Source organism: Serratia proteamaculans, from assembly GCF_004684015.1.
Lineage (GTDB): Bacteria > Pseudomonadota > Gammaproteobacteria > Enterobacterales > Enterobacteriaceae > Serratia > Serratia proteamaculans_F.
In genome coordinates, this window is sequence record NZ_SRIA01000001.1 from 117,353 (window position 1) to 134,518 (window position 17,166).

A 17,166-nucleotide genomic window follows, 5' to 3' on the forward strand; every position below is an offset into this window, starting at 1 on the left:
TCCGCTAACCGGTAATACGGGGGAATAATGCCCAGCCTATTAGAAATGAAAAATATCACCATGCAGTTTGGTGTGGTCAAGGCGGTAGATAATGTCAGCCTGAAGTTAGAGGCAGGCCAGGTATTATCACTGTGTGGTGAAAACGGTTCGGGAAAATCCACCCTGATGAAAGTGCTGTGCGGTATATATCCGCACGGCAGTTATCAGGGCGATATTTATTTCTCTGATGATTTATTAGCGGCGAAAAACATTCGCGATACCGAGCAGAAAGGCATCGCCATCATTCATCAGGAACTGGCACTGGTGAAACAGATGACGGTGCTGGAAAACATGTTTCTCGGCAATGAGTGGCGTCGATACGGCGTAATGGATTATGACGCCATGTATCTGCGCTGCCGACGGATGCTGGCGCAGGTCAAGCTGGAGGTGGATCCCAACACCCCCATCGGCGAACTGGGTCTGGGGCAGCAGCAGCTGGTGGAAATCGCCAAGGCGCTGAACAAGCAGGTGCGGCTGCTGGTGCTCGATGAGCCGACGGCGTCGCTGACCGAAAGTGAAACCGCCACGCTGCTGGCGATCATCGAGGATCTGCGCGATCACGGCATCGCCTGCATTTACATTTCGCACAAATTGAATGAGGTGAAGGCGATTTCGGATCTGATCTGCGTGATCCGCGATGGCAAGCATATCGGTACGCGCCCGGCGGCGGAAATGAGCGAGGACGACATTATCGCCATGATGGTCGGGCGTGAACTAACCGAGCTCTATCCGCAGCAACAGCATGATATCGGTGAAGTTGTCCTGCAGGTGGAAAACCTGACGGCCTGGCACCCGGTGAATCGCCACGTTCGTCGGGTGGACGATGTCTCCTTCAGTCTGCGACGCGGCGAGATCCTCGGTGTGGCCGGGCTGGTCGGCTCCGGACGTACCGAAACCATGCAGTGTCTGTTCGGCGTCTACCCTGGCCGCTGGCAGGGGAGCATTAGCCTTAATGGGCAACCGGCCGTTATCAACAATTGCCGCCAGGCGATGCGCTATGGCATTGCCATGGTACCGGAAGACCGCAAGCGTGATGGCATCGTGCCGGTGATGGGGGTGGGGGCCAATATGACGTTGGCGGCGCTGAGCGATTTTAGCGGCGTGCTGACGGTGATTGATGATGCCAGGGAACAGGCGACCATTCGCCAGTCGCTGGCCCAGCTAAAGGTAAAAACGTCCTCGCCTGAACTGGCGATTGCCCGGTTGAGCGGGGGGAACCAACAGAAGGCGATCCTCGCCAAGTGCCTGCTGCTGAAACCGAAAATTCTCATTCTGGATGAGCCGACGCGTGGTATCGATATCGGTGCCAAACACGAAATCTATAAGTTAATCAATCAACTGGCGCAGCAGGGGATTTCGGTGATCGTAGTGTCTTCGGAGCTGCCGGAAGTGCTGGGGTTAAGCGATCGGGTCTTGGTGATGCACCAGGGGCGAATCAAGGCTTCGTTGATCAATCAGGGTCTGACCCAGGAACAGGTGATGGAAGCCGCATTGAGGAGTGAAACAGATGTCGAAAAACACGCAGTCTGAAGCGATTGTGCCGGCAATGGTGGAGAAAAAACCCATAGTGAAACTGAAATCCATCAATTTGCAGGTGTTTGTGATGTTGGCGGCGATAGTCGTCATTATGCTGTTCTTTACCTTTACCACCGAAGGGGCCTATCTCAGCGCGCGTAATATTTCCAACCTGCTGCGCCAGACGGCGATCACCGGGATTTTGGCGGTCGGCATGGTTTTCGTGATTGTGTCGGCAGAAATCGATTTGTCAGTCGGTTCGATGATGGGGCTGTTAGGCGGCGCGGCGGCGATTTTTGACGTTTGGCTGGGTTGGCCGCTGCCGCTGACCATCGTGGTGACGCTGCTGGCCGGCCTGCTGTTGGGGGCCTGGAACGGTTGGTGGGTCGCCTATCGCAAGGTTCCGTCGTTTATCGTTACCCTGGCCGGGATGCTGGCCTTTCGCGGCATATTGATTGGCATCACCAATGGCACCACCGTTGCGCCGACCAGCAGTGCGATGTCGCAAATTGGCCAGAGCTATTTGCCGAACGGTCTGGGTTTTGGCATCGGCGCCGTTGGGCTGATGCTGTTTGTCGCCTGGCAGTGGCGGCGGCGTAGTCGGCGTGCGCAGCTCGGTTTGCCGGTGGCGACAGCAGGCGGTGATGTCACCCGACAAAGTATTTTGGCGCTGCTGGTGCTCGGGGCCATCTATTTGCTCAATGATTACCGTGGGGTGCCGACGCCGGTGCTGATCCTCACTGCACTGATGTTGGCGGGGATATTTATGGCCACTCGTACCGCCTTTGGCCGTCGGATCTACGCCATCGGCGGCAATATTGACGCTGCGCGGCTGTCGGGCGTCAACGTCGAGCGCACCAAACTGGCGGTGTTTGCCATCAATGGCCTGATGGTGGCGATTGCCGGGCTGATCCTCAGTTCGCGGCTGGGGGCCGGTTCGCCTTCGGCGGGCAACATCGCCGAGCTGGACGCCATCGCCGCTTGTGTGATTGGCGGCACCAGCCTGGCCGGGGGTATCGGCAGCGTGGCGGGTGCGGTGATGGGCGCCTTCATCATGGCGTCGCTGGATAACGGCATGAGCATGCTGGACGTGCCGACCTTCTGGCAGTACATCGTCAAGGGCGCCATTTTGCTGCTGGCGGTATGGATGGACTCTGCCACCAAGCGCCGGGCATAAAAGAATAGCGTCTGAGCTCACAGTTATGAGGTGATGTCTGCTGCTCTCGCAGATAATACCCTGTAGCTTTCAGGTTGCAGCCAGGCGACTCACTCACCTATCCCCAGACATTGTAGGGGCGCTGCATGCTGCGCCCGCCTTAATCGGGGCGAATTTATTCGCCCCCTACAGTCACTGGGGGTTACCGGGGATGCCCATGTTCGAAAAGCGCTTTCGCATTACCTTGCTGTTCAACGCCAATAAAGTGTACGACCGCCAGGTGGTCGAGGGCGTGGGTGAGTATTTACAGGCTTCACAGTGCGATTGGGACATCTTTATCGAAGAGGATTTTCGCTGCCGGATCGACAACATCAAGGACTGGCTGGGCGACGGGGTGATCGCCGATTTCGACGATGGCGCCATTGAGCAACTGCTGCACAACGTCAGGGTGCCTATCGTCGGTGTGGGCGGCTCTTATCACCGCGAAGAGGACTATCCGCCGGTGCACTACATCGCCACCGACAATCAGGCATTGGTGGAGGCGGCATTCAGCCACCTGAAAGAAAAGGGCATCAATCGGTTTGCCTTCTACGGCTTACCCAGCGAGGGCGGCAAGCGTTGGGCGCAGGAACGTGAGCATGCTTTCCGTCAGCGGGTGGCGCTGGAGCAGTATCAGGGCGTGGTGTATCAGGGTATGGCCACCGCACCGGATAACTGGCAATACGCGCAGAACCGGTTGGCGGACTGGGTGCAGACCCTGCCGCAGCAAACCGGCATCATCGCGGTAACCGATGCGCGGGCACGCCATTTACTGCAGGTGTGCGAACATCTGGACATCGCGGTGCCGGAAAAGCTGTGCGTGATCGGCATCGACAATGAAGAACTGACGCGTTACCTGTCGCGGGTGGCGCTGTCTTCGGTAGCGCAGGGCACCCGCCAGATGGGGTACCGTGCTGCCAAGTTGCTGCACCAACTGCTCGATCGCCGTGAACTGCCGTTGCAGCGCATTCTGGTGCCGCCGGTGAAGGTAATTGAACGCCGTTCTACCGATTTCCGCTCGCTGCGCGATCCGGCGGTGATTCAGGCAATGCATTACATCCGTCATCACGCCTGCAAGGGCATCAAGGTTGAGCAGGTGCTGGATGCGATCGGCCTGTCGCGTTCCAATCTGGAAAAACGCTTCAGGGATGAGACCGGCGAAACTATCCACCATGTGATCCATCAGGAAAAGCTGGATCGCGCCCGCAACTTGTTGACGGCAACCTCGTTGACCATCAGCGAGATTTCGCAGATGTGTGGCTACCCGTCGCTGCAGTATTTTTATTCGGTGTTCAAGAAAGGCTATGACATGACGCCCAAAGACTACCGTGGGCGTTATGGCGAGGTGGGGTATTAGGGCGGGTGTAGCCGTTATGGCTACATATGTAGCTAATCAAGCTACAGGTTTCCTCACACCAACCCACAAAATGCCTTTAGCCGTTCGGCCAGCGCCGGGGTGGCGGCGGGGGCGCCGTCGCGGTAATACAGCGCCAGTTCAATGTTGTCGATTGGCGGTAAACCTTCGGCGCTGCCCAATACCCGGTGGCTGGGCAAGCGGCAACTGGCTGGCAGCAGGGTGACGCCCAGCCCGGCGGCAGACGCGGCGGTGAGTGCGGCCAGGCTGGCGCTGCTGTAGCCAATACGCCAGCGCTTGCCGAGGTTATCCAGCGCCTGGCACAGGTCGTCGCGGTACAAACCATTGAGCGGGAACACCGCCAGCGGCACCGGGGATTGTTCTATTGCCGGGAAGGCCAGGCTGTCCAGCCACAGCAGCGGTTCCGGCCGGGCGGCCCGCGGTGGCTGGCTACGGCGCTGTTTCACCAGGATCAGATCCAGCTCCTCACGGGCGTAGCCGTTGTGCAAGTCGGCACTCAGTCCGCTGGTGACGTCCAGCCGCAGATGCGGGTGCGCACGGCTGAATTCCGCCAACAGTTCGGTGGTGGGGGCAGCGAAATCCTCCGGCATTCCCAATCGCAGTACGCCGTCACGCCAGATGCCGGTCAAGGCGTCGTGCGCCTCTTCATTCAGCGCGATGATGCGTCTTGCATAGCTCAACAGTTTGACGCCTTCCTCGGTTAGCAATACCTGATGGGACGAACGTTCAAACAGCGGTTTGCCCAGCATTTCTTCCAAGCGGCGCACCTGTTGGCTGACGGTCGACTGCGACAAGAACACCCGCTCTGCGGCGCGAGTGAAACTGTTGCTGTCGCACACTGCGACAAAGCTGAGCAATAACTGCGGATTGAACATCGGGTAGCGATTCATTTTCCCACTGTTGGCTATTTTATTATTTAATTTCCCAATACTAACGGCGGAGCCTAGAGTTAGGCAACGTTGTGGCGGTCACTCTGTGATCTCACACTCCTCACCCCGGAAGTTCAGGAATAGACCGTGTTAAATCAATTTGTTGCTCCCCCCTTCTTACGCCGCTGGTTCAACCCCTTGCTGTGGGCGCTGGTGCTGATTGGCCTGAATATGCGGCCGCTGTTGACCTCGATCGGCCCGTTGTTGCCGACATTGCGGCAGGCCACCGGACTGAGTTTTGGCGGGGCGGCGCTGTTGACCACCTTGCCGGTGCTGATGATGGGGTTGATGGCGCTGGCGGGTGGGGCGATTAACCGTGTGTTCAGCGAACGTACCAGTGTGGTATTGAGCCTGTTGGCGATTGGCCTGGGGGCCGTCTGGCGTGAGCTGGCTCCGGATAGCACACAATTGCTGCTGAGCGCAGTGTTGGGTGGGCTGGGAATTGGGGTGATCCAGGCGGTGATGCCCGGCATTATCAAACATCACTTTCTCAAGCAGATGGCACTGGTGGCCGGGCTGTGGTCGGCGGCCCTGATGGGCGGTGGCGGGTTGGGGGCGGCGATCACCCCCTGGCTGATGAGTGTCGGCCACGACTGGCACAGTGCATTGGCCTGGTGGGCGGTACCAGCATTGGTGGCGTTAATCGCCTGGTGGCCGGTCAGCCGTGGCCTGGCACGCCTGACGCCGTCGGGGACTTCCAGCGGGCCGAGCCTGTGGTTCAGCCGTCGTGCCTGGTTGCTCGGCGCTTATTTTGGTTTGATCAATGGCGGCTATACCAGCCTGATTGCCTGGCTGCCGCCATATTACATGCAGCTCGGCTGGCTGCCGCAGGCCAGCGGAGCGCTGTTGGCGCTGATGACCTTCGGGCAGGTCGTCGGGGCGCTGCTGTTGCCAGCGCTGGCGCGATCGGTAGATCGTCGGCCGTTATTATTGCTGGCATTAGTCATGCAGCTGATCGGCTTTATCGGCCTGATTTATTTGCCGCAGACGCTGCCGTGGTTGTGGGTACTGGTTTCCGGCCTGGGGCTGGGCGGTGCCTTCCCGCTGTGCCTGGTGCTGGCGCTCGACCATATTCCGCACCCGGCGGCCGCGGGGCGACTGGTGGCTTTTATGCAGGGTATCGGTTTCCTGCTGGCGGGCACCACGCCCTATATTTCCGGTCTGCTGCGCGATTACAGTGGCGGCTTTGTACTGGATTGGCAAATCCATGCGCTGCTGGTGGTGGTGCTGATCGCCATCACCTGGCGCTTCCATCCGCGCAGCTACCGGCGGGCGTTCGCCGAATAATATTACTGTCATTGCGGTTCCCTATAGTGACGTTGCTTTTACCTCTGGGCGATAACAACAAAAAGGGAACCAAGACATGCACATAACCAAAACCCGCCTGGCGCTGTTGGCCGGCTGTATGGCGCTGAGCTCTAACCTGTGGGCCGAAGCCCAACCGGTGCCGGCGACCCTGGCAGGGCACGCATTACTGGCCGTGAAAGCCAACGTTGCCGCACCGCAGGATGCTCCCAGCGATTTGCAGCAAAGCGGTAAATACACCAGCGGCAAACGTGTCACCGAACTGGGTAGTGTGGCGGGCAAATCTGCCGATCGTATGACCGGCATTGGCCTGCCGATCAACGGGCAACCGCTGCAGGGCCATTCCGGCATCAAACATATGCCCGACGGCACCTACTGGGTGCTGACCGACAACGGTTTTGGCAGCAAGGCCAATTCACCGGATGCCATGCTGTACCTCAATCACTACAAAATCGATTTTGACAACGGCACTGTGACACCACTGAAAACGGTGTTCCTGCACGATCCCGATCAGAAAGTGCCGTTCCATATCATCAATGAAAGCACCGATAAACGTTACCTGACCGGCAGCGATTTCGACCCGGAAAGCTTCCAGTTTGCCGGCAATGCCCTGTGGATTGGCGATGAGTTCGGCCCCTATCTGATTAAGGCCGATCTGAACGGTAAGGTATTGGCAGTGTTCGATACCAAGGTCGACGGCAAGGTGGTGAAGTCGCCGGATAACCCGACGCTGACCCTGCCGGGCGCACCGGACGGCAAACAGAACTTCCAGGTAGCACGTTCCAAAGGTTTTGAAGGCATGGCGGCGTCACCGGACGGCAGCAAATTGTACCCGTTGCTGGAAGGCGCGCTGTGGGACGGTGAAAAATTCGAGAATATCGACGGTAAACGCTACTTGCGGGTGCTGGAATTTGACGTGAAACAGCAGGCCTGGACCGGTCGCAGTTGGCAATATGTGTTGGAAGATAACCAGAATGCCATCGGTGATTTCAACATGATTGACGCCACCCACGGCCTGGTGATCGAGCGTGATAATAACGAAGGCACGGCGGACAAAGCTTGCGCTGCGGGAGCACCGACCGATAACTGCTTCAGCCAGGTGGCTAAGTTCAAGCGAGTGTACAAAATCGCTTTTTCCGACGATAACGTCGGCAAACCGGTCGATAAATTGGCTTATATAGATCTGATGAACATTCAGGACCCAAACAAGCTGGCGCGCAAACCGCTGAATAACGGGGTGCTGACCTTCCCGTTCTTCACCATTGAAAACGTGGACGTGGTGGATGGCAGCCATATCATCGTCGGCAACGATAATAACTTCCCGTTCTCCTCCAGCCGCCAGCCGAATGTGGCGGATGACAACGAGTTTATCCTGCTGGATGTGAAGGACTTGCTGAAGCCTTAACATTAGCGGCCTCCGGCGTATTGTCGGGGGCTACCGTTATTCCCTGCTAGCGCCAGGGATAAACTGCGCTATAATCAGCCCCTTGCTTCCGATTCCCGAAGGAAGATCCTCGTCCCCGGTGGGGCGGCCGGACTTCAAATCCGGTTGGGGCCGCCAGCGGTCCTGGGCAGGTTCGACTCCTGTGATCTTCCGCCAAAGCTTGTCCTGATAGTTTTCGTAAATTCCATAAACCACAGTAAATCAATGCAGAACGACTGCTATGCCAGTAAACATCCGATAATAAATTTCCTATGAAATAAACTTATTCAGTTTTAGCACAAAAAGCTAAAAACAGGTCTATCTTTAATAATTGAACACTGGATTCGTGAATTAGAGGCAGCTATGTTTCTTAATTACTTCGCGTTGGGTGTACTGATTCTGGTTTTTCTTATTATTTTCTATGGGATCATTATTCTCCATGATATTCCCTATCTTATTGCCAAGGCACGCAACCATCCGCATGCCGATGCCATCCATGTCGCGGGCTGGGTGAGTTTATTTACTCTACACGTGATCTGGCCGTTTTTATGGATATGGGCCACGTTGTACCGCCCCGAGCGTGGTTGGGGTATGCAAAGTCAAGAGGCGTCGTTCGCACAGTTACAGCAACGTGTGGCGGAGCTGGAGATGAAACTGGCTGATAATAAAACGCCGCCTGCGGAGTAGCCACCATGGACCTGCTTATTATCCTGACTTATGTCGCCTTTGCCTGGTCTATATTTAAAATCTTCAAAATACCGGTCAATAAATGGACCGTACCCACGGCCGCATTGGGGGGCGTATTTTTAATTGGGGCGTTAATTCTGCTAATGAATTATAACCATCCCTATACTTTTCTGGCGCAAAAAGCGGTTATCTCTATCCCTATTACGCCACAGGTGACAGGGGTGGTTAGCGAAGTAACAGATAAGCAAAACGTATTAATTAAAAAAGGTGAAGTGCTATTTAAATTAGATCCCGCTCGCTACCAGGCTCGGGTCAATAGGCTCGAGGCAGACCTGGTTACCGCGATTAATAATACTCAGGTGCTTAAAGGGCAGCTCGACGAAGCGATCGCCAATACCTCTCGGGTTAGCGCAGAACGCGATCGGTTATATAAAGACTACCAGCGCTATGTCAGAGGCAGTCAGGCCAAGGTCAATCCATTTTCGGAAAGCGATATTGATAACGCCCGGCAGAACTATCTGGCGCAAGATGCGCTGGTAAAAGGCTCAGTGGCTGAGCAGGCACAAATAAAAAGTCAGCTAGACAGCGTGGTTAACGGGGAACAGTCCCAAATTGTCAGCCTAAGGGCGCAGTTGGCTGAGGCCAAATATAATCTTGATCAAACCGTGATCCGTGCCCCCAGCGACGGCTACGTGACCCAAGTGCTGATTCGCCCGGGTACCTATGCCGCGGCAATTCCGCTGCGTCCGGTGATGGTGTTTATCCCTGAGCAAAAACGGCAAATCATTGCTCAGTTCCGACAAAATTCGTTGTTGCGCCTCAAGGCCGGTGACGAAGCCGAAGTCGTATTTGATGCATTTCCCGGCCAGGTATTCCCCGGTAAATTGATCAAAATTCTTCCGGTAGTTCCCGGCGGGTCTTACCAGGCGCAAGGGACGCTACAATCGCTGAGCGTGGCCGCCAGCAGCGACGGTGTGCTGGCAGTAATTGAGCTGGCGCCCAACCGCGAAATTGACGAATTACCTGACGGGATTTTTTCGCAGGTGGCGGTTTACTCCGACCACTTTACCCACGTGGCGGTCATGCGCAAGGTCTTGTTACGCATGACCAGCTGGATGCACTATCTGTATTTGGATCATTAGTTATCTATGATAAAGCCGCATCCTGAGGAGGCGGCTTAGTAACTTACGACTTAGGCATATTGCGTTAATCGCCAGGTGACAGCCTGGTTATTATAGGGTGGCATGGTATTGCCTTTGGCAATGGGAGCGGTGGTTGATGGTGTACCTACAACTGTCCAGACGCCGCTTTCTGGGCATTTGTGCCCGGTAGAGGCTGTGGTGCCGATAGGGGATTTAGCCATGATGATCTTTCCTTAATCAGTGCGGCGCTACCCTTAGCCCCGCTAAGAAAGATATTTACATGTTCCTGTATATATTCAATCCCGCAGGCCAAATACAAAGTATTAACTTGTTATTAGTAAATTCAGGTGTTGGTTATTTAATTTTAACTGCTCTTCACCCTAGGTTGTTTCAATATATAATAAATCTATATTTTTAGAGTGATAACATTTAATTTCAATATGTTTTTTAAATGATTCAAGTTGTTTATTATTTTGAAATGGAGAGTTGTTATATTGATTAAGCCCCCGATAGCAAATCCACGGGGCTGCTGATTATCGTCTTGTCAGAACCAGCCAAAGGCCGTTTGGCATTACCCCCCCGAAGGGCAGGTCTCCGCCAATGCGGTTAAACCCTCGCTTTCCTGCCTAAAAGAAACCTTGTCTTGATCCAGCGTGACCACGAAAATGCTGTCGAAGTCGCTGCCCGGCCATTTTGGCACTGAATCGGCGTCGCCCCCGCGTGCGGCTACGATGTTCTTGACCACCTTATCGAGATTCTTGTGCTCCCAGGCGATAAAAATGCGTGAGTTTTGGTATTTATCGCTCAGCAGTTCCTGTTGCAACCCGTCGATGTCATCGGCGTGGAACTGAATGCCGATCGGCAACCCTGCGCGTACGGCGGTGGGCATGATGGTCGACAGCGCCCGCAGTGAACTGCCGGTCTTATTCTCTTTTGGCCCGGCGGCAAAGATAAAGTCTGGTTTGCCATAGCGGTTCAGCAGCACGTTCGGTAGCGCCAGCGCTCGGTTCAGTCCCTTGCAGGTTAACTGCCCGCTGTTGTTGGCCGGTTTTTCCCCATGCCGCATAAAGATCAGCGTTTCCTGCGCCAGTGCGCTTTGGCTGAACAGTAGCAACGCCGCCAAACCGCCGAGTAAATTGTGAGCTACTTTGTTAAACATCCTCAACCCTTATGTAATGGCCTGCTGATTTCTATGCGCTTTTGGTCGCGTTACTCGCTATCATTACCGGTGTGACAAAAAGGGCTTGCCGCTCCGATGCGGCGCCTCTGGGATAATTAAATACTGGCCTAAGGAAGGATTTACAATGAAAAACATTTTCTTTTTTGATGCGATGCTGACGCCGAAAATCATCACCGGTGTCTACTGGCTGTGCCTGCTGAGCATTATTGTTGGTGGGATTGGGGCGATGTTCTACGGTGAGTTTTTCCGTGGTCTGTTCGCAATCATCATCGGTGGCGTGTTTACTCGCGTCTGCTTTGAAATGATCATTATTGCGTTTAAAAATAACGAATACCTGCGCAAAATCTCCGAAAAGCCGTAATGCGATAAAAATGCCGGGCAAAACACCCGGCATTACGCTACCTGCCCTGAGAGCATTTAACTTCTATAATCGCAGCTGGGATAACCGTGAAATCAGGAGTGAGCATGCCTTCCAGGGCGATAATCAAATGGACCAAACGGCTGACGATAGTGGTTGTTACCGTGCTGCTCACGCTGTTTGCGGTGCGCATTTACGACACTCAGAGCGGTCCGGCGCTGGAAACCTGGCACACCTTTGTTCCGCACGAGCTGTCGGCCGCCGAGCTGGACAAGGCCGACTGGCAGGGCTATTTGGCCGCAGAGAGCCGGGTGTTTGATGAGGTGAAGGCTAACGTCACGGACAAACTCTCCGCCAGCGAACGTATTCCACTCAACCGCTACTTTGACGGCAGCCCGATCTATCCCGAGCACTTCGCCCACGACTGGAACCGTTCCTATGAGCTGCTGCCACAGGGCGAACCGCGTGGTGCGGTGGTGCTGTTGCACGGCCTGACCGACTCCCCTTACAGCCTGCGGCACATTGCCGAAAATTATCGGCAGCACGGGTATGTGGCAGTAGGTATTCGCCTGCCTGCGCACGGTACGGTGCCGGGGGCGTTAACCGATATTGAATGGCAAGACTGGTTGGCGGCGACACGTTTAGCCGTGCGCGAGGCGCGCAGCAAAGCCGGGGGCGATAAGCCGCTGCATATTGTTGGCTTTTCCAACGGCGGTGCGCTGGCGATGAAGTACGCGCTGGATGCATTGGACGATCCGCAATTGGCGACACCACAACGACTGGTGCTGATCTCACCGATGATCGGCGTGACCAGTTTTGCTCGTTTCGCCGGTATTGCCGGTTGGCCTGCGGTGTTTCCGGCGTTTGCCAAAGCCGCCTGGCTCGGGGTGTTGCCGGAATTTAACCCTTTCAAATACAACTCGTTCCCGGTGAACGGAGCGCGTCAGTCCTATCTGCTCAGTAATGGTCTGCAACAGCAAATCGCCCGTGCGGCGCGTGACGGCAAGCTGGATAAATTAGCGCCGATACTGACCTTCCAGTCGGTGATGGACTCCACGGTCAGCACCCGGGCGGTGATCCGTGCGTTATATAACGAATTGCCGGTTAACGGCAGCGAACTGGTGTTGTTTGACGTCAATCGTACGGTCAACTTCGGGCCACTGCTGCGGCCAAATGCGGCGGCGGCAGTCAGCCAACTGCTGCCGCCGTCTCCTCGCCACTACCAGACCACGGTGATCGCCAACGCCTCACCGGAAAGCAGCGAGGCGATCGCCAGCGTCACGCCAGCCGGGGCAACCACGGCCAGCGAGCAGCCACTGGGCATGACTTATCCAGCGGATATTTATTCGCTGTCTCACGTGGCGTTGCCGTTCCCGGTCAGTGATTCACTCTATGGTCGTTTTCCGGCGCAGCGTGATGAATTCGGCATTAGCCTCGGCACTATTGCCGCACGCGGAGAAAGCTCGGTGTTGGTGGTCAGTCTTGATTCGTTGATGCGCATTGCATCCAACCCGTTTTTCCCTTACCTGCTACAGCGCATTGATAGCAAACTTTAGTCGAAACCGAGGATGCTGAACGCGTCGTCCTGCGGGTAGTACCCGAGCAGTTGGCTGGTTTCTTCCAGCGACAGCCGCTTATAGCGGTTATTGGAAACGCCGTGCACCACCGCATGGTGCACGCCTTCAACGCGCAGACAGCGCTCCAGCAGGTCGGCGGCGTCGCGGTGGCTGAGAAAAGCGCTCATATCGCGGGCGCTGAGCTGTTCACCCGCTTCCAGTGTGGTGAAATTGGCAATGCGTACCGACAGCGCAGAAAGCCCTTCCTGATGGGCAAAGTAGGCGGCGATGCCTTCGCCAAACGCCTTGCTGACGCCGTACATATTTTTCGGTTTTGGTGCGTCCTGTGGCCTAATCTGATAATCCAGCGCATAACCTTCCACCGCCTGCGCACTGCTGGCGAAGACCACGCGCTTACAGCCTGCGTCTTTTGCCGCGCGGAAAATATTGAAGGTGCCGAGGATATTGTTATCCATCAGCGAGTGGCAAAAGTCCGCATCGGGGGAGGGATCGGCCGCCAGGTGCAACACGGTATCGATGTCGGCGCAGGCCGCGCGGCAGGCGGCGATATCGGCAATGTCGAAGCTGACGATCTCATCATTCGGCTGCAGGTTGGTTAGTAGCCCGAGGTCTTTTTCCGCCAGCCGCAGTTGATAGCGATTTCCCACCGATTGACGGAATGCCGTCGCCACCCGGCCGCCCGCGCCGGTAATCAGAATTCGTCCAAATTCAGTGCGCAAAGTCATGATCTCAACCAGTCCCTAAAGTCCATTCTGTGGAGACCAGTAATAATCCGCCGCGTCAGATTTGTCCAGTATCAAATTAGCATGCCTTATGTTTTAGCCTGCCAGTGGGCATTTTTCTCCGATGATTTCTGTCAGAAAATTCATTACCGCGCGCACGGCCGTCGAGCGAGCCAGATCCGGGTAAGTGACCAGCCACAGCTCACGGGTCGGTGCTGCGATTGACGTGGGCAGTGTAACCATATCTGGGTCGCCATCGGCAACAAACGTCGGTAATACTACCGCACCAAGCCCCGATCGTGCGGCTTCTTGCAGTGAGAACAGGTCGCTGGCCTGAAACACCACCGGGCGGCCCTGCAACAGCTGTTGCAGCCACTGTTGATGCGGTTGGTTTTGGTAGTGATGGTCGTAGGCGATAAAGGCCCGTGCCGCCTCGGGCAGGGCAGCGTGCTGTGGCGTGGCATACAGCGCATAGCGCATCATGCCGATGCGCTGTACCAGCAGGTCCGGTTGTTGTGGCCGCACCATGCGCACCGCCACTTCGGCGTCACCGCGATCGAGTTCGGCGATCGCCGATTCGCCGGAGAGTATCAGCGTAATATGCGGAAAAGTCTGGTGAAATTGCGCAATCTGCGGGGCAATAACCCGCGCGGCAATCGACGGCGGGGCGCTGATACGCACCTGGGTTTGCGGTGTTTCACCAATGCTGCGCGCATGGCGGACAATGGCGTGGCTTTGGTTTTCGATGTCGGTCGCCAGGCCGGCAATCACTTTCCCGTCCTGCGTCAGCGGCGTGCTGCGCGGCAGACGAAGGATCAGCGGCACGCCGAGTGCCTTCTCCAGTGCCGCCACCCGTCGACCTACCGTGGCGTGATCGCAGCCCAGCTCCCGTGCCGCTGCCGACAATGAACCGGTGCGTGCCAGCACCACGAAGTGTTTTAAATCCTGCCAATCGAACATCAGTGAATTCCTGCACAGTATTTCCGCGAGTTTACGGAATATTCACACAGACCGTGACGTGATTCAATGGCGTTATCTTTGTCACCAGGTTGAATTATTCAATTAGGATATCTTATGAATTTGTATCTGCAGGGGCGTATCGCGCTGGTGACCGGCGCCAGCGAAGGGATAGGTGCGGGTATGGTGCGGGTCTTGGCGGCGCAGGGGGTCATTGTGGTGGCGACAGCCCGCCGGGCAGATCGTTTGCAGGCTCTGGCGGACGAAGTTGAACAAGCCGGTGGCATTCGGCCCTGTGTGATCGCGGCGGATATCACCAATGTGCAAGCGCTCGAGGGCATGATGTCGCAGGTGATGCAGCGTTTCGGGACCATTGATATTGTGATTAATGCGGTCGGAGGTGCCCGCCCGACGTCACTGAGCGAAGGCGATGCCGGTTGGGAAGAGGCGTTTGCCCTGAACTTTACACCGGCGCGCCGGATAACCCATGCGTTGCTGCCCCGCATGCAGGCTCAGGGCTGGGGACGCGTGATCAACATCAGCGGCTCGATGGAGCCGCGTAGTCTGAATGCGGCTACCGCCGCCAAAGGGGCATTGCATCTGTGGGCCAAGGGGCTGGCAGGCGAAGTGGCGGCGCAAGGGATTACCGTCAATACACTGCAGCCTGGGCGGATTAATAGCGAACAGGTGCGTGAAAAACTGCACCCGACCGAGGCCGCGCGCCAGGCGTTTATCAAACAGAATATCCCGATAGGCTACTTTGGTGAGCCGGAGGATATGGCCTATCTGGCCGCATTTCTTTGTTCCCCACTAGCGCGCTATATCACCGGAGCGGTGATCCCGGTAGACGGCGGCATGCATTATTTTGCGCACTGAAGTCGTTGTCGGCTATGCCGCATCGCTTTCCCGGTAGCGCTGGCGGGCATGTTCAAACCAGCTTGCCGGGACGTTATGCGGTGGCAATTGCAGCCTTTCCAGCCCCTTTTCGACAATATGATGCGCCTGCTGCCATAGGGTAGGGTCACCTTCGGTCAACACTTCCAGCAGCCGCTGTTTTTCGATCAGGTAGGTTTGGGCGAAATGGCTGTCATAGTCCAGTAGCGAACGGGTGTTGTCGATCAGGTCCGCCAGCTTGATGGTTTTGGCCTGCGGTGAAGCGCTGGCGCTGTGGCGGCGATCGCGGTTTTTACGCTCGAAGCGGTTGCCGTCCCCGCTGCCGCTGACGTTGGTCAGCATCGCCACCAGGCTGGCGACCTGCGGGCCAAAGTGGCTTTCGATATCACTCAGGGTCGTAGGCGTATCTTCTACCGTATCGTGTAGCCAGGCGGCGGCCAGCATTTCTTCGCTGTGTGGCACGCTGCTGACGATTTCCATTACCGCCTGCGGATGAACAATATAAGCGTCATTAGTATATTTGCGACGCTGATCGATGGCCGCATGCGCCTTGGTGGCGTAACGGCGCGCACGTTCTGTCAGAGTGTCTGTCATGTCCTTTCCCTCCACACAGCACCTCGCTGTGGCATCCCCTGCTTTTAACAAGGTAGCATATCGGCTAAAAAATAGTTTGCGATTACATCGTGTACTATCTATATTCAGAACATGAAAATCGAAAACACCGAACAACCGACAGCGAAAAACTTGCTGTTGCTCGACCAGCAACTTTGCTTTGCCCTGTACTCCGCCAACCTGGCGCTGAACAAGGTGTACCGTAAACTGCTGAGCCAGCTTGATCTCACCTATCCGCAATATCTGGTGATGCTGGTGCTGTGGGAGCGGGACGAAATCAGGGTCACGGACATTGGCGAACGGCTATTTCTCGACTCCGCTACCCTGACACCGTTGCTGAAACGGCTGGAGACGGCCGGGCTATTAGTGCGTTACCGTGCCACCGTCGATGAACGGCAGGTGATTATTGCATTAACCGACGCCGGTCGTGCGCTGCGCGAGAAAGCGCAGTCGGTACCGGAAGCGGTAATGTGCGCTACCGATTGCAGTCTCGACGAAATCGTCAATATCAAACAGCAGTTGGAAAAGTTGCGCGGCAAGCTGATCAACCAACTTTGACTCCCCATGCCGGACGCAGGATCGGCATGGGTGAACTAAACTGTAAGTAAGCATCAAATATATAGTGTACGATTTAATCGTGAAAGATACACCAATGACGGCGTTCCGCCAGTGGAATCGCCGTGATGTCTCCAACCAGAAAGAAGGAATGATGTATGTCGATTGAAAAAGTTGTGTACCGTGCTCATGCCACCGCAACCGGTGGCCGCGATGGCCGTGCGACCTCATCTGACGGCGTGTTGGATGTCAAACTGGGCGTACCGAAAGAAATGGGCGGCGCGGGCGGTGAAGTCACCAACCCGGAACAGCTGTTTGCCGCCGGTTATTCGGCCTGCTTCCTCGGCGCACTGAAGTTTGTCGCGGCGAAAGAAAAAGTGAAGATCCCGGCCGAAGCCAAAATTGACGGCACCGTCGGTATTGGGGAAATCCCTAATGGTTTCGGTATCGAGGTGCAGTTGGATATCTCTCTGCCGGGCATCGAGCGCAGTGTGGCGGAAGATCTGGTGAAAAAAGCCCACGTGGTCTGTCCTTATTCCAACGCCACCCGCGGCAATATTGATGTAACCCTTAACGTTAAATAAGATTTTTGCCAATGCCACGGAAATAATGGAGGGTTTATCCCTCCATTTATCATTTCGCGCCAACCGGATCTTTTTCACAAAAAATGGCAAAAGTGTTCATTTTTTGAGAATTCTCTT

The 17,166-nt window shown here is 55.8% G+C and carries 17 protein-coding genes and 1 tRNA gene; 13 read left to right on the forward strand and 5 right to left on the reverse strand.

Going from position 1 to position 17,166, the window contains the following annotated elements; translation table 11 throughout:
- Positions 1 to 27 precede the first annotated feature (27 nt).
- The 3 genes from E5C26_RS00555 to xylR all read left to right on the forward strand — a co-directional run bounded on the left by E5C26_RS00555 (position 28) and on the right by xylR (position 4,106).
- Positions 28 to 1,569, forward strand: a complete 1,542-nt coding sequence (locus E5C26_RS00555) for a xylose ABC transporter ATP-binding protein (RefSeq protein ID WP_135314623.1) — start codon at positions 28 to 30, stop codon at positions 1,567 to 1,569.
- Positions 1,547 to 2,731, forward strand: coding sequence for a xylose ABC transporter permease XylH (gene xylH / locus E5C26_RS00560; protein ID WP_135314624.1), 1,185 nt, complete (start codon positions 1,547 to 1,549; stop codon positions 2,729 to 2,731). The genes E5C26_RS00555 and xylH overlap by 23 nt, the downstream gene beginning before the upstream one ends.
- 196 nt (positions 2,732 to 2,927) lie before the next feature.
- The gene (xylR, locus tag E5C26_RS00565) at positions 2,928 to 4,106 is read left to right on the forward strand and encodes a D-xylose utilization transcriptional activator XylR (RefSeq protein ID WP_135314625.1); all 1,179 of its coding nucleotides are present in this window, start codon (positions 2,928 to 2,930) and stop codon (positions 4,104 to 4,106) included.
- Positions 4,107 to 4,159: 53 nt separating this feature from the next.
- On the opposite strand, the gene E5C26_RS00570 is transcribed toward xylR, so the two are convergent.
- The gene (locus tag E5C26_RS00570; RefSeq protein ID WP_135314626.1) at positions 4,160 to 5,014 is read right to left on the reverse strand and encodes a LysR family transcriptional regulator; all 855 of its coding nucleotides are present in this window, start codon (positions 5,012 to 5,014) and stop codon (positions 4,160 to 4,162) included.
- Positions 5,015 to 5,140: 126 nt separating this feature from the next.
- On the opposite strand from E5C26_RS00570, the gene E5C26_RS00575 reads away from it, so the two are divergent.
- The 5 genes from E5C26_RS00575 to E5C26_RS00590 all read left to right on the forward strand — a co-directional run bounded on the left by E5C26_RS00575 (position 5,141) and on the right by E5C26_RS00590 (position 9,610).
- The gene (locus E5C26_RS00575; protein WP_135314627.1) at positions 5,141 to 6,340 is read left to right on the forward strand and encodes a CynX/NimT family MFS transporter; all 1,200 of its coding nucleotides are present in this window, start codon (positions 5,141 to 5,143) and stop codon (positions 6,338 to 6,340) included.
- A gap of 76 nt (positions 6,341 to 6,416) precedes the next feature.
- Entirely contained in the window at positions 6,417 to 7,763 is a 1,347-nt protein-coding gene (locus tag E5C26_RS00580) for an esterase-like activity of phytase family protein (protein ID WP_135314628.1), read from the forward strand.
- A gap of 100 nt (positions 7,764 to 7,863) precedes the next feature.
- A tRNA-Sec gene (locus E5C26_RS24585) sits at positions 7,864 to 7,958 on the forward strand.
- A 186-nt stretch (positions 7,959 to 8,144) separates the two neighbouring features.
- On the forward strand, positions 8,145 to 8,468 hold the full coding sequence (locus E5C26_RS00585; protein WP_135314629.1) for a DUF3302 domain-containing protein: 324 nt from the start codon (positions 8,145 to 8,147) through the stop codon (positions 8,466 to 8,468).
- Positions 8,469 to 8,473: 5 nt separating this feature from the next.
- Positions 8,474 to 9,610, forward strand: coding sequence for an HlyD family secretion protein (locus E5C26_RS00590; RefSeq protein ID WP_135314630.1), 1,137 nt, complete (start codon positions 8,474 to 8,476; stop codon positions 9,608 to 9,610).
- Between the two features lie 571 nt (positions 9,611 to 10,181).
- Here the strand turns inward: E5C26_RS00590 and E5C26_RS00595 are convergent.
- Positions 10,182 to 10,769 carry a histidine phosphatase family protein gene (locus E5C26_RS00595; RefSeq protein WP_135314631.1) on the reverse strand — a complete coding sequence of 196 codons (588 nt, stop codon included), beginning with the start codon at positions 10,767 to 10,769 and terminating at the stop codon, positions 10,182 to 10,184.
- Between the two features lie 145 nt (positions 10,770 to 10,914).
- Between E5C26_RS00595 and E5C26_RS00600 the strand changes: the two genes are divergently transcribed.
- Entirely contained in the window at positions 10,915 to 11,151 is a 237-nt protein-coding gene (locus tag E5C26_RS00600; RefSeq protein WP_012004591.1) for a DUF4282 domain-containing protein, read from the forward strand.
- A 104-nt stretch (positions 11,152 to 11,255) separates the two neighbouring features.
- Positions 11,256 to 12,704, forward strand: a complete 1,449-nt coding sequence (locus E5C26_RS00605) for an alpha/beta hydrolase (RefSeq protein ID WP_135314632.1) — start codon at positions 11,256 to 11,258, stop codon at positions 12,702 to 12,704.
- Here the strand turns inward: E5C26_RS00605 and E5C26_RS00610 are convergent.
- Complete coding sequence (locus tag E5C26_RS00610) at positions 12,701 to 13,450, reverse strand: NAD-dependent epimerase/dehydratase family protein (protein WP_135314633.1); 750 nt, start codon at positions 13,448 to 13,450, stop codon at positions 12,701 to 12,703. The two genes, E5C26_RS00605 and E5C26_RS00610, sit on opposite strands and share 4 nt — an antisense overlap.
- A gap of 93 nt (positions 13,451 to 13,543) precedes the next feature.
- The gene (locus E5C26_RS00615; RefSeq protein WP_135314634.1) at positions 13,544 to 14,407 is read right to left on the reverse strand and encodes a LysR family transcriptional regulator; all 864 of its coding nucleotides are present in this window, start codon (positions 14,405 to 14,407) and stop codon (positions 13,544 to 13,546) included.
- 114 nt (positions 14,408 to 14,521) lie between these two features.
- On the opposite strand from E5C26_RS00615, the gene E5C26_RS00620 reads away from it, so the two are divergent.
- Positions 14,522 to 15,280 (forward strand): SDR family NAD(P)-dependent oxidoreductase, encoded by a 759-nt coding sequence (locus E5C26_RS00620; protein WP_135314635.1) that lies wholly within the window; start codon positions 14,522 to 14,524, stop codon positions 15,278 to 15,280.
- Between the two features lie 12 nt (positions 15,281 to 15,292).
- Here E5C26_RS00620 and E5C26_RS00625 read toward each other — a convergent pair whose 3' ends face one another.
- A complete protein-coding gene (locus tag E5C26_RS00625) occupies positions 15,293 to 15,892 on the reverse strand; it encodes an HD domain-containing protein (protein ID WP_135314636.1) in 600 nt (199 codons plus the stop codon).
- A gap of 111 nt (positions 15,893 to 16,003) precedes the next feature.
- On the opposite strand from E5C26_RS00625, the gene E5C26_RS00630 reads away from it, so the two are divergent.
- Both E5C26_RS00630 and E5C26_RS00635 read left to right on the forward strand, forming a co-directional pair.
- Entirely contained in the window at positions 16,004 to 16,468 is a 465-nt protein-coding gene (locus tag E5C26_RS00630) for a MarR family winged helix-turn-helix transcriptional regulator (protein ID WP_135314637.1), read from the forward strand.
- 155 nt (positions 16,469 to 16,623) lie between these two features.
- A complete protein-coding gene (locus E5C26_RS00635) occupies positions 16,624 to 17,049 on the forward strand; it encodes an organic hydroperoxide resistance protein (RefSeq protein ID WP_004934114.1) in 426 nt (141 codons plus the stop codon).
- Positions 17,050 to 17,166: the final 117 nt, after the last annotated feature.

Coding starts and splice junctions, on each gene's coding strand:
- E5C26_RS00625 (WP_135314636.1), bottom strand. CDS start 15,892: ATGACAGACACTCTGACAGAACGTGCGCGCCGTTACGCCACCAAGGCG.
- E5C26_RS00580 (WP_135314628.1), top strand. CDS start 6,417: ATGCACATAACCAAAACCCGCCTGGCGCTGTTGGCCGGCTGTATGGCG.
- E5C26_RS00595 (WP_135314631.1), bottom strand. CDS start 10,769: ATGTTTAACAAAGTAGCTCACAATTTACTCGGCGGTTTGGCGGCGTTG.
- E5C26_RS00615 (WP_135314634.1), bottom strand. CDS start 14,407: ATGTTCGATTGGCAGGATTTAAAACACTTCGTGGTGCTGGCACGCACC.
- E5C26_RS00620 (WP_135314635.1), top strand. CDS start 14,522: ATGAATTTGTATCTGCAGGGGCGTATCGCGCTGGTGACCGGCGCCAGC.
- E5C26_RS00555 (WP_135314623.1), top strand. CDS start 28: ATGCCCAGCCTATTAGAAATGAAAAATATCACCATGCAGTTTGGTGTG.
- E5C26_RS00635 (WP_004934114.1), top strand. CDS start 16,624: ATGTCGATTGAAAAAGTTGTGTACCGTGCTCATGCCACCGCAACCGGT.
- E5C26_RS00585 (WP_135314629.1), top strand. CDS start 8,145: ATGTTTCTTAATTACTTCGCGTTGGGTGTACTGATTCTGGTTTTTCTT.
- xylH (WP_135314624.1), top strand. CDS start 1,547: ATGTCGAAAAACACGCAGTCTGAAGCGATTGTGCCGGCAATGGTGGAG.
- E5C26_RS00570 (WP_135314626.1), bottom strand. CDS start 5,014: ATGAATCGCTACCCGATGTTCAATCCGCAGTTATTGCTCAGCTTTGTC.
- E5C26_RS00600 (WP_012004591.1), top strand. CDS start 10,915: ATGAAAAACATTTTCTTTTTTGATGCGATGCTGACGCCGAAAATCATC.
- E5C26_RS00630 (WP_135314637.1), top strand. CDS start 16,004: ATGAAAATCGAAAACACCGAACAACCGACAGCGAAAAACTTGCTGTTG.
- E5C26_RS00590 (WP_135314630.1), top strand. CDS start 8,474: ATGGACCTGCTTATTATCCTGACTTATGTCGCCTTTGCCTGGTCTATA.
- E5C26_RS00610 (WP_135314633.1), bottom strand. CDS start 13,450: ATGACTTTGCGCACTGAATTTGGACGAATTCTGATTACCGGCGCGGGC.
- E5C26_RS00605 (WP_135314632.1), top strand. CDS start 11,256: ATGCCTTCCAGGGCGATAATCAAATGGACCAAACGGCTGACGATAGTG.
- xylR (WP_135314625.1), top strand. CDS start 2,928: ATGTTCGAAAAGCGCTTTCGCATTACCTTGCTGTTCAACGCCAATAAA.